The organism is Mycobacterium numidiamassiliense (assembly GCF_900157365.1).
GTDB lineage: Bacteria > Actinomycetota > Actinomycetes > Mycobacteriales > Mycobacteriaceae > Mycobacterium > Mycobacterium numidiamassiliense.
In genome coordinates this window covers 1,368,155-1,379,061 of sequence record NZ_FUEZ01000003.1, presented here as the reverse complement: position 1 = coordinate 1,379,061, position 10,907 = coordinate 1,368,155, and the positions used below count along the sequence as shown (strand labels likewise).

Here is a 10,907-nt window from a genome sequence, read left to right as displayed (position 1 = left end):
CGCAGGCGCGGCCGGCGGAGTCTTGGCCGCCGGGTTAGCTACGGTTGCCGTACTCGACCCGGTTGAGCACTGACGACTGCGGATCGCCCCCGGGGAGTGGCGGCTTCGTGTCCTGTTGCACCATCAGCGTGACCCCGAAGATCGCCGCCGCGCCCAGCAGCAAACCCACCACAACGCTCGCGGCGGCGGGCGCAATGATCCGGTTCATCGACTGGCTCCTTGGGGAATCGCGGTCGTAGCTGAGGACAACCCAAAGGCCAACCTAGCAGAATGGCCGTCGCCCTCCTGGCCGGTGAGTCACGGCCAGGGTATGCAATGCCCGTGAAAGCACCGATCGCCGTAGTTCACCGGCAGTGGCCCGGAAATGTTCACCGGCGTCGGCGGAGCCTGGGCGGGCACCATGGTGTGGCCTTCGACCGCGAGCGTGGCGCCGACCGCCGCCGCGGCCCCGATCGACAGGCCCGCCGCGATGCTGGCGACGGCTGCCAAGGTGAACCCGGTCATCGCTGGCTCCCTCGCGTTGTCCCCTGCTAGCTCGCGCTAGTCCCTGCCAGTCAATAGGGTCAATCGCCAAGGTAACAGGGGTTGCCCCGGCCAGCAGTGAAGCGAGCGGCGGTGGCGCGCCTCGGTGCGGGGCGCCGGGCCCGATATGCGTCGTGACAACATGACCCGATGGCCTTCCCGCGCACCCTCGCTGTGCTCGCCGCCGCATCGGCGCTGGTAGTGGGCTGCGGGCACGACACGCCACGGCCCGGAGCGTCGACCCCGGTCAGCAAGCCGGTGGCCGCGCCCGCCCCACCGGTCTGCGGCGATCCGGCAACGGCGTTGTCGACCCGCGACAAGCTGGCGCAGCTGTTGATGGTCGGAGTGAAGAGCGCCGACGACGCCCGGGGCGTCGTGAACGGCTACCACGTCGGCGGCATCTTCATCGGCAGCTGGACGGACCTCTCCATCTTCAAGGGGGCGTTGGCCGACATCGCGGGCAGCGCCGGGCCGCTGCCGCTGGCCGTCAGCGTCGACGAAGAGGGCGGCCGGGTGTCGCGGCTGCGATCGTTGATCGGGTCGTCTCCGTCACCCCGGACGCTGGCCCAGACCCAGACACCCGCTCAAGTCCACGATCTGGCGGCCGATCGCGGCAAGAAGATGCACGACCTGGGCATCACGATCGACTTCGCGCCGGTCGTCGACGTGACCGACGCCCCCGACGACGGCGTCATCGGCAACCGCTCGTTCGGCAACGATCCGAATACGGTCACCCAGTACGCCGGGGCCTACGCACAGGGTCTGCGCGACGCCGGGGTGCTGCCGGTGCTCAAGCACTTCCCCGGCCACGGGCATGGCTCGGGTGATTCACACACCGGCGCCGTCGTGACCCCGCCGCTGAGCGACCTGCAGAACGTCGACCTGGTGCCCTACCGGACGCTGCTCACCGCGAACCCGGTCGGAGTGATGGTGGGCCACCTGCAGGTTCCCGGGCTGACCGGTGACGACCCGGCCACCCTGAGCCGGCCCGCGGTGCAGTTGCTGCGTGACGGCATCGGCTACGGCGCACCGCCTTTCAACGGTCCGGTGTTCAGCGACGACCTGTCCAGCATGGGCGCGATCTCGGATCGCTACGGCGTGGCCGAGGCGGCGCTGCGCACCCTGCAGGCCGGGATCGACGTCGCGCTCTGGGTCACCACCGACGAGGTGCCCGCGGTGCTGGACAGGCTGGAGAAGGCCGTGGCCGCAGGCGAATTGAGCATGCCTTCAGTGGACCAATCGGTGGCGCGGCTGGCGACGATGAAGGGCCGTAGCCGGGCGTGTGGACACTAACGCGCTGCATCATCGTTACTCTGGATTCAGATAGACAGGCGAGAAGGGCTTAGAAGGGCACAGCGGATGGCAGGTGGTACCAAGCGGTTACCGCGTGCTGTCCGTGAACAGCAGATGCTCGACGCCGCCGTGCAGATGTTCTCGGTCAACGGCTATCACGAGACCTCGATGGACACCATCGCCGCCGCGGCCGAGATCTCCAAGCCGATGCTCTACCTCTACTACGGTTCCAAAGAGGACTTGTTCGGCGCCTGCCTGAACCGCGAATTGAGCCGCTTCATCGAGGCGGTGCGCGCCGATATCGACTTCACCAAGAGCCCGAGGGACTTGCTGCGCAACACCATCGTCTCGTTCCTGCGCTACATCGAAGCCAACCGGGCGTCCTGGATTGTGATGTACACACAGGCGATCAGTTCGCAGGCCTTCGCGCACACCGTGCGTGAAGGCCGCGAGCAGATCATCGAGCTGGTGGCGGGGCTGGTGCGGGCCGGCAGTCGCACCCCGCGGCCGGACACCGAGCATCAGATGATGGCGGTGGCGCTGGTGGGCGCGGGCGAGGCGATGGCCAACCGCCTTTCCACCGGCGATGTCGACGCCGACGACGCCGCCGAGCTGATGATCGAGCTGTTCTGGCACGGCCTGCGGGGTGTACCGCAGGACCGCGACCTCGATGCCGCCGCGCTTCCCGACAAGGGCGGCCATAACGTCGCTGCCGGCTAGTCGCCGGTGACATAGATTCGTGCAGTGGCCTTCCAGGGGCGCTCGAAGCACGTCGACTTCTTTTGCGCGGTGGTCATCGTTGGATTGCTGGCCGGGGTCGCGGGCCTGTCGACGACATTCGTGCTGCGCTTCGTCCAGCACCTGACCTATCACTACAGCTTCGGCACCATGCTCACCGGGGTCAGCGGCAGCAGCCCGGTTCGCCGCGTGCTGGGACCGATGGCCGGCGCCGCGCTGGCGGGGATCGGCTGGTGGATCCTGCGGCGCAGATCCCAGGTTCCACCGTTGGCCGGGATCATCGCCCGTCATGAGCGGATACCGCGGCTGTCGTGGAGCGTCGACGCCATGCTGCAGGTGCTGCTGGTCGGTTCCGGCGCTTCCCTGGGCAGGGAGGGCGCCCCTCGCCAATTCGCCGCGGTGCTAGGCGATTTGGCGACGGGATGGCTCAAGCGGCTCTCGGCCCGCGACCGCGAGATCCTGCTGTCCTGCGCCGCGGGCGCCGGACTGGGTGCGGTGTACGCCGTTCCGCTGGCCGGCGCGCTGTTCTCGGTGCGGATCATGCTCAACACCTGGCATCCGCGCGCCGTGGGTGCGGCGCTTCTCACGTCCAGCCTGGCCGTCGCGGTCGGCTCGGTGGACACCCGCGATCAGCCCATCCTGGACTGGCCGATCGGGGAGTCGACGTATCTGCTGACCGCGCACGGGCTGATGATGGCGCCGCTGGCGCTGGGGGTCGGACTGGCGTTCAACCGGATCATGGCCGCGGCCCGCCCGGCCCGCCAGATCCGCAGCTGGGTTCTGGTCCCGGCGCTCGCCGGGGCGGGGCTGGTGATGGGCGTCTGTTCGCACTGGTGGCCGGAGTTGCCCGGCAACGGACGCAGCATCCTGACCGTCAGTCTCGCCAGCGGGCTGACGCTGTCGGCGGCGGTCGCGATCCTGATCCTGAAGCCGCTGCTGACCGCGCTGTTCCTGCGCGCGGGCGGGGCCGGCGGGATGCTGACCCCCTCGCTGGCCACTGGGGCTGCCGCCGGAGCGTCGATGGTGCTGCTGATCAACTGGGTGACCGGCGTGCACTTGCACGTGCCCGCGGTCTCGCTCGCCGGTGCAGCCGGGGTGCTCGCGGTAACCCAGGGGTCGCCGATCTGGGCGGCGATTTTCGTCTGGGAGCTCGCCCGGCCCCCGCTGTGGCTGTTTCTGGTGTTCCTGCTGACCGCCACCGGCGCACACGGACTGAACGTGCTGCTGCGACGCCGCGGCGTGCGGGCGCAGAAGCAGGACGAACGCGTCGGCTGAACGGCTACTACAGCGCCCGCACCGTGCCGGTCAGGTACGGGTACCCCTTGGCGATATTGCGCAACGACAGCTCCCAGCCGCCGGCGCGGGCGTCACCTTCGTCGATGTAGAGGCCGGTGGTCGCGGGCAGTATCACCGGCTTACCGAAGCGCACCGAATACCGCACGGCGTCGGGTAGTCGAGCCTCGATGTTGGCCAACACCGCTGCGGCACTGAACATTCCGTGTGCGATGACGGTCGGGAAGCCGAACAGCTTGGCGGCGATCGGGTTGGTATGGATCGGGTTGTGATCACCGCCTACGGCGGCATATCTCCGAATCTGGCCGGGGGTGATGCGCAAGATCGCGCTGGGCGGCGGCAGCTTCGGCTGCTTCTGCGGCGGCGGTTTGGGCTCGTCGGACAAGCTGGTGCGTTGCTGATGCAGGAACGTCGTAACCTGGTGCCAGGCAACGTCATTGCCCACGCTGACGTCGGTCACCAGGTCGACCAGCATGCCCTTGCGGTGCTCGCGCAGGTTTTCCGCGTGTACGCGCACCCCGACGGTGTCGGTGACCGCGATCGGCCGGTACTGCGTGATGTGATTCTCGGTGTGCACCGATCCCATTGCGGCGAAGGGAAAGTCGAAGCCGGTCACCAGGGACATCAACGCCGGAAAGGTCAGCGCGAAAGGGTAGGTGAGCGGCACGTTGTTGCCGTAGCGCAGTCCGGTGATCGCCGCGTACTCGGCCACGTTCGTGTGGTCGATGGGCAGCTCTTCGACGGTCACCGTGCGGCTGGGTAGCTGATCACCGCGGGGCACCAGTGGCAGCGCTCCTGCGGCCGCGCGCAACATGTTCCTCAGGCCGCTTGGCTGGTTCATCACGCACCCAACATGGCTTGGCCGCAAACGCGAATAACGTTTCCGGTCACTGCATTTGATGCAGGGCTGGCGAAGTAAGCGATGGCCTCGGCGACGTCGACGGGCTGGCCGCCCTGCAGTAGCGAGTTCATCCGGCGGCCCACCTCGCGGGTGGCCAACGGAATGGCCGCCGTCATCTGGGTTTCGATGAATCCCGGCGCGACGGCGTTGATGGTGATGCCCTTCTCGTAGAGGCTGGGTGCCAGCGCCTGGGTGAGCCCGATCATGCCGGCCTTCGTGGTCGCGTAGTTCGTCTGCCCGCGGTTGCCCGCGATGCCCGCCATCGACGACAGGCCGATCACCCGGCCGCCTTCGCCGATGCTGCCGTTACCGACCAGGCCCTCGGTAAGGCGTTGCGGGGCAAGCAGATTCACGGCCAAGACGGCATCCCAGCGGGCATCATCCATGTTGGCGAGCAGCTTGTCGCGGGTGATACCGGCGTTGTTGACCAGGATGCCGGCGTGCCCGGCGTAGTGGTCGCGCAGGTGCTCGGTGATCTTGTCGACGGCGTCGTCCGCGGTGACGTCGAGCCACAGTGCGGTGCCGCCGACCCTGCTGGCGGTTTCGGCCAGGGCGTCGGCGGCGGACTCCACGTCGATTGCGACCACCCGGGCGCCGTCGCGGGCGAACACCTCGGCGATCGTCGCCCCGATTCCGCGGGCGGCACCGGTCACGATGGCGACTTTCGAGTCCAGCGGCCTGTCCCAGTCGGCCGGGGGCGTGGAGTCGGCCTCCCCGACGTAGAACACCTGGCCGTCGACGTAGGCCGACTTGGCCGACAGGATGAACCGAAGGGTGGATTCCAGACCGGTCGCGGCGGGTTTGGCCGCAGGCGAGAGGTATACCAGCGCTGCGGTGGAGCCGTTGCGCAGCTCCTTGCCCAGCGATCGGGTGAAGCCCTCCAGCGCGCGCTGCGCGATCCGCTCGTCGGTGCTGCCCGCCAAGTCGGGCGTCGTGCCCACGACGACGACGCGGGCGGAGTGGCCCAGGTTGCGCAGCAGCGGCGTGAAGAAGTCGTGCAGGGCTTTGAGCCCGGCCGGTGCCGTGATCCCGGTGGCGTCGAAAACCAGGCCGCCGAACTGGTCGGCCCAGCGGCCGCCCAGGTTGTTGACCACCAGGTCGTAGTCCCTCTCCAGCGCGGCGCGCAGCGGCTCGACCACCCTGCCCTCACCCCCGATTAACAGCGATCCGGCCAGCGGGGCATCACCGGGCCGGTAGCGGCGCAGGTTCTCGGGTTGCGGGACGCCGAGTTGTTTTGCGACGAAGGAACCGGGGCCGGAGTTGACGACGTGGGAGAACAGATCGGACGAACCATTGGGAGCCACTGAGCTGCCTTCCGTTTGCTTGCGAGGTCTGCCGTTACAGGTCAACCGTATCGAGGACGAACTTACTGCAGAGTAAGAACGGTGAGTAGTATGGCCTCATCGGCCGATCCCCAAACTGACGAAGCTGGAGACACGGAGAAAAACATGGCCCCTGTAAGTGCTGAGAACAGGCAAAAGGTCGCCGTGTTGGGCGGCAATCGCATCCCGTTCGCGCGATCCGACGGCGCTTACGCGGAGGCGTCCAACCAGGACATGTTCACCGCGGCCCTGGGCGGGCTGGTAGACCGGTTCGGGCTGGCCGGCCAGCAACTGGGCGTGGTAGTCGGCGGGGCGGTGCTCAAACACAGCCGCGACTTCAACCTGATGCGCGAGTGCGTGCTCGGTTCGGAGCTGTCGTCCTACACGCCGGCGTTCGACATCCAGCAGGCCTGCGGCACCGGACTGCAGGCGGCGATCGCTGCCGCGGACGGCATCGCGGCAGGCCGCTACGACGTGGCCGCCGCCGGTGGGGTGGACACCACCTCTGACCCGCCCATCGGCCTGGGCGACAACCTGCGCCGCACCCTGCTGAAACTGCGCCGGGCCAAATCCAACGTCGCGCGGTTGAGGCTGGTGGGCACGCTGCCCGCCACCCTGGGCATCGAAATCCCCGCCAACAGTGAGCCCCGCACCGGGCTGTCGATGGGGGAGCACGCTGCCATCACCGCCAAACAACTCGGGATCAAGCGCGTCGACCAGGACGAGCTGGCCGTCGCCAGCCACCGCAACATGGCCGCCGCCTACGATCGTGGCTTCTTCGACGACCTGGTCACGCCCTTCCTGGGGCTCTACCGCGACGACAATCTGCGGGCCAACAGCAGTGTCGAGAAGCTGGCCACGCTACGTCCCGTTTTCGGTGTAAAGGCCGGCGACGCGACGATGACAGCGGGCAACTCCACTCCGCTGACCGACGGCGCCTCGGTCGCGCTGCTGGCCAGCGAGCAATGGGCAGCCGATCATTCATTGGCGCCGCTGGCCTATCTGGTGGATGCCGAGACGGCCGCGGTCGACTACGTCAACGGGCGTGACGGCCTGCTGATGGCGCCGACCTACGCGGTGCCCCGGCTGCTGGCCCGCAACGGGCTGAGCCTGCAGGATTTCGACTTCTACGAAATCCACGAGGCGTTCGCCTCGGTGGTGCTGGCTCACCTGCAGGCCTGGGAGTCCGAGGATTACTGCAAGGAGCGGCTGGGCCTGGACGCCGCGCTGGGATCGATCGACCGGTCGAAGCTCAACGTCAACGGTTCGTCACTGGCTGCCGGCCATCCCTTCGCGGCCACGGGCGGGCGGATCCTCGCGCAGGCGGCCAAGCAGCTGGCCGAGCAGAAGGCGGAGCGAAAGGGCGGCGGACCCGTCCGGGCGCTCATTTCCATCTGCGCTGCTGGGGGCCAGGGCGTGGCCGCGATTCTGCAGGCCTGACGGGTTTTCGGCCCGCCTCTTTGGCCCGCCCGCCGCGGGGATGAACTTTGTCACAGTGGCTTAGGAGCGGGAATAGATGGGTAATCCAAGTGTCGGATGGCCCTGTGTTGTGGTCAGAACCCCGACCCCGACGGCAACACGGGGCATCCCCGATACGGCCGCCGGTCTTCGGAACGGCGTGCGAAAAGGGCCGCCGCTGGAGTGAGGGGATCCAGCGGCGGTCTTTTTGGGACGCACCCCGAGACACAAGATCCCCCGCTTCAATGGCGAAGCGGGGGATTCTTGCGTTCGTGGTCGCAGAGGCGGCCTAGAAAGCGGCCTCGTCGAGCTCCATGATGTCGTTATCCAGCGTCTCGATGATCTCGCGAGTGCTGCTCAACAGCGGCAGGAAGCTCTTCGCGAAGAACGAGGCCACCGCGATCTTGCCCTCGTAAAAGGACCGCTCGGATCCGCTGGCGCCCTCGTCGAGCGCCTGCACGGCCACTGCGGCCTGGCGCTGCAGCAACCAGCCGATAACCAGGTCGCCGACGCTCATCAGGAAGCGAACCGAACCCAGCCCCACCTTGTACAGGCTGCTGACGTCTTCCTGGGCAGCCATCAGGTATCCGGTCAGCGTGGCCGCCATCGACTGGACATCGGCCAGCGCCTTGGCCAGCAGCTCGCGCTCACTCTTGAGCCGTCCGTTGCCGGACTCGCTGTCGACGAACTCCTGGATCTCACCCGACACGTGGGCCATCGCCGCACCCTTGTCGCGGACGATCTTCCGGAAGAAGAAGTCCTGCGCCTGGATGGCGGTGGTGCCCTCGTAGAGGGAGTCGATCTTCGCGTCACGAATGTACTGCTCGATGGGGTAGTCCTGCAGGAAGCCGGAACCACCGAATGTCTGCAGGCTCTCGGTCAGCTTGGCGTAGGCCTGCTCGGAACCCACACCCTTGACCACGGGCAGCATCAGGTCGTTGATCCTGACGGCCAGATCGGCGTCCACACCGTGCAGCGCCTCGGCGACCGCCGCGTCCTGGAAGGTCGCGGTGTACAGGTAGAGCGCACGCAGACCCTCGGCGTAGGCCTTCTGGGTCATCAGCGACCGGCGCACGTCCGGGTGGTGCGTGATGGTCACCCGCGGCGCGGTCTTGTCTGTCATCTGGGTGAGGTCGGCGCCCTGCACCCGGGACTTGGCGTACTCGAGTGCGTTGAGGTAGCCGGTCGACAGGGTGGCGATTGCCTTGGTGCCCACCATCATTCGGGCCATCTCGATGACCTCGAACATCTGCGCGATGCCGTTGTGCACCTCGCCGACCAGCCAGCCCTGGGCCGGCACATCGTGCTGACCGAAGGACAGCTCGCAGGTCGCGGAGACCTTCAGGCCCATCTTGTGCTCGACGTTGGTGACGAATACGCCGTTGCGCTCACCCGGCTCGCCGGTCTCGTGGTCGAACAGGAACTTGGGGACGATGAACAGCGACAGCCCCTTGGTGCCGGCGCCCGCGCCCTCGGGCCGGGCCAGTACCAGGTGAACGATGTTCTCGAACAGGTCATCGGAGTCGGCGGAAGTGATGAACCGCTTGACTCCTTCGATGTGCCAGGAGCCGTCCGCCTGCTGGACCGCCTTGGTGCGGCCGGCGCCGACGTCCGAGCCGGCATCCGGCTCGGTCAGCACCATGGTCGCGCCCCACCCGCGCTCAGCGCAGAGCACGGCCCACTTCTTCTGCTCCTCGGTGCCGAGGTGGTAGATGATGTTGGCGAATCCGGCGCCGCCGGCGTACATCCAGACCGCGGGGTTGGCGCCGAGGATGTGCTCGTGCAGCGCCCAGACCAGCGCCTTGGGCATCGGCATGCCACCGAGCACCTCGTCGATGCCGGCCTTGTCCCAGCCTGCGTCCTGCACTGCGCGGACCGACTTCTTGAAGGCTTCCGGCAACGTCACGGAGTGGGATTTCGGGTCGAAGACCGGCGGGTTGCGGTCGCCCTCGACGAATGACTCGGCGACGGGCCCCTCGGCCAGCCGGCTCATCTCGGTCAGCATTTCGTGGGCGGTGTCGACGTCGAGGTCGCTGTACTCGCCTTGGCCTAGGGCCTTGTCAACGCCGAATACCTCGAACAGGTTGAAAACCTGGTCACGGACGTTGCTCTTGTAGTGGCTCACTACGTTCCTCCTCGTTGAGAAAACCACGTGTGGTTGGGTACTTGGGCTAAGTTACCCACCAGTAACACGATTAAAATTAAACCGTTAGCGAGCTTGACGCAAGTCAATGTGAGCTATATTGCACCGTCTAACTAACCAACCGGTTGGCCAGTGTCGCCCTACCGCTTGGGTGGCCCCGCTACCTGCGGCGATAATGGAAACATGACGAGTGTGCAGCGCGCCGCAACGCTGCCCGTCGTGGATTTGCGGGCGTGTTCCGGCCAACTTCGCACGACCCTGCGTGAGGCAGCTCACGAGGTGGGATTCTTCTATCTGACCGGCCATGACGTGCCAGCGGCGCTCGTCGGACGGATGCTCGCGGCCGCCCGCGAATTGTTCGAACTCCCGCAGGCCGACAAGGATGCGATCGCCATGATGCGCAGCCCGCACTTCCGCGGCTACACCCGGCTGGGCGGCGAGCTGACCCGCGGTGAGGTCGATTGGCGCGAGCAGATTGATATCGGACCCGAGCGCCCGTCGGCCGGCGGTACCGGCGCACCGGACTATCTGTGGCTGCAGGGCCCGAATCAATGGCCGGCGGCGCTGCCCGAGCTGCCGGGGATCGTCGGCGAATGGGATGCCGCACTGTCCTCGGTAGCCCGGACGCTGCTGGCGCATTGGGCGGCGTCGTTGGGCGCTTCGCCGGACGTCTTCGATTCGGCATTCGCCGAAGCGCCCGCCACGCTGATCAAGATCATCCGCTATCCCGCCCGCGCCGCCAGCTCGCAGGGCGTGGGTGCGCATCGAGACTCCGGGGTGCTGACACTGTTGCTGCCCGAGCCGGGCAGCCGCGGCCTGCAGGTACGCCGCGGAGCACCCGCGCAGCCGGACGGGGGCTGGGTCGACGTGCCACCCATGGACGGCGCGTTCATCGTCAACATCGGCGAGCTGCTCGAGGTCGCGACGCGCGGCTACCTGCGGGCGACCGAGCACCGGGTACACCTCGACGGGCCGGCGACCGAACGGATTTCGGTGCCCTTCTTCTTCAATCCGCGCCTGGACGCGCAGCTACCGGTGCTGTCGCTGCCCGACGACCTCGCGGCGCGCACCGACACACGCTGGTCGCCAACCGAGGACCCGTCGGACCCGATCTTCTCGGTTTACGGGCGCAACGCGTGGAAAAGCAGGTTGCGTGCGCACCCGGATGTGGCTGACGCACATGGATACTCGGCAGGTAGGGTCGAATGAAGGATTCCGTCTTCGGCTCAAGGGGCGA

At 67.4% G+C, this 10,907-nt stretch carries 10 protein-coding genes; 5 read left to right on the top strand and 5 right to left on the bottom strand.

Annotated features, from left to right (window positions below; translation table 11 throughout):
* Positions 1-34: 34 nt before the first annotated feature.
* Together MNAB215_RS06440 and MNAB215_RS06435 are read right to left on the bottom strand one after the other, a co-directional pair.
* Complete coding sequence (locus tag MNAB215_RS06440) at positions 35-208, bottom strand: DUF2613 domain-containing protein (RefSeq protein WP_066947240.1); 174 nt, start codon at positions 206-208, stop codon at positions 35-37.
* An 89-nt stretch (positions 209-297) separates the two neighbouring features.
* Positions 298-504: a DUF2613 family protein gene (locus MNAB215_RS06435; protein WP_077077963.1), complete on the bottom strand. Its 207-nt coding sequence runs from the start codon at positions 502-504 to the stop codon at positions 298-300.
* Between the two features lie 168 nt (positions 505-672).
* Here MNAB215_RS06435 and MNAB215_RS06430 point away from each other — a divergent pair, with 168 nt between their 5' ends.
* The 3 genes from MNAB215_RS06430 to MNAB215_RS06420 all read left to right on the top strand — a co-directional run bounded on the left by MNAB215_RS06430 (position 673) and on the right by MNAB215_RS06420 (position 3,828).
* Positions 673-1,815: a glycoside hydrolase family 3 N-terminal domain-containing protein gene (locus tag MNAB215_RS06430; RefSeq protein WP_077077962.1), complete on the top strand. Its 1,143-nt coding sequence runs from the start codon at positions 673-675 to the stop codon at positions 1,813-1,815.
* Between the two features lie 66 nt (positions 1,816-1,881).
* Positions 1,882-2,535, top strand: a complete 654-nt coding sequence (locus MNAB215_RS06425; RefSeq protein ID WP_077077961.1) for a TetR/AcrR family transcriptional regulator — start codon at positions 1,882-1,884, stop codon at positions 2,533-2,535.
* A gap of 24 nt (positions 2,536-2,559) precedes the next feature.
* Entirely contained in the window at positions 2,560-3,828 is a 1,269-nt protein-coding gene (locus MNAB215_RS06420; protein ID WP_077077960.1) for a chloride channel protein, read from the top strand.
* Positions 3,829-3,835: 7 nt separating this feature from the next.
* Here MNAB215_RS06420 and MNAB215_RS06415 read toward each other — a convergent pair whose 3' ends face one another.
* The gene (locus MNAB215_RS06415) at positions 3,836-4,687 is read right to left on the bottom strand and encodes a MaoC/PaaZ C-terminal domain-containing protein (RefSeq protein ID WP_077077959.1); all 852 of its coding nucleotides are present in this window, start codon (positions 4,685-4,687) and stop codon (positions 3,836-3,838) included.
* On the bottom strand, positions 4,687-6,051 hold the full coding sequence (locus MNAB215_RS06410) for a 3-oxoacyl-ACP reductase (RefSeq protein WP_077077958.1): 1,365 nt from the start codon (positions 6,049-6,051) through the stop codon (positions 4,687-4,689). The genes MNAB215_RS06415 and MNAB215_RS06410 overlap by 1 nt, the downstream gene beginning before the upstream one ends.
* 144 nt (positions 6,052-6,195) lie before the next feature.
* On the opposite strand from MNAB215_RS06410, the gene MNAB215_RS06405 reads away from it, so the two are divergent.
* Positions 6,196-7,509, top strand: a complete 1,314-nt coding sequence (locus tag MNAB215_RS06405; RefSeq protein ID WP_077077957.1) for an acetyl-CoA C-acetyltransferase — start codon at positions 6,196-6,198, stop codon at positions 7,507-7,509.
* A 307-nt stretch (positions 7,510-7,816) separates the two neighbouring features.
* Here the strand turns inward: MNAB215_RS06405 and MNAB215_RS06400 are convergent, their stop codons facing one another.
* The gene (locus MNAB215_RS06400) at positions 7,817-9,652 is read right to left on the bottom strand and encodes an acyl-CoA dehydrogenase (protein WP_077077956.1); all 1,836 of its coding nucleotides are present in this window, start codon (positions 9,650-9,652) and stop codon (positions 7,817-7,819) included.
* Between the two features lie 201 nt (positions 9,653-9,853).
* Here MNAB215_RS06400 and MNAB215_RS06395 point away from each other — a divergent pair, with 201 nt between their 5' ends.
* Positions 9,854-10,879, top strand: coding sequence for an isopenicillin N synthase family dioxygenase (locus MNAB215_RS06395; RefSeq protein WP_077077955.1), 1,026 nt, complete (start codon positions 9,854-9,856; stop codon positions 10,877-10,879).
* The last annotated feature ends 28 nt before the right edge of the window (positions 10,880-10,907 follow it).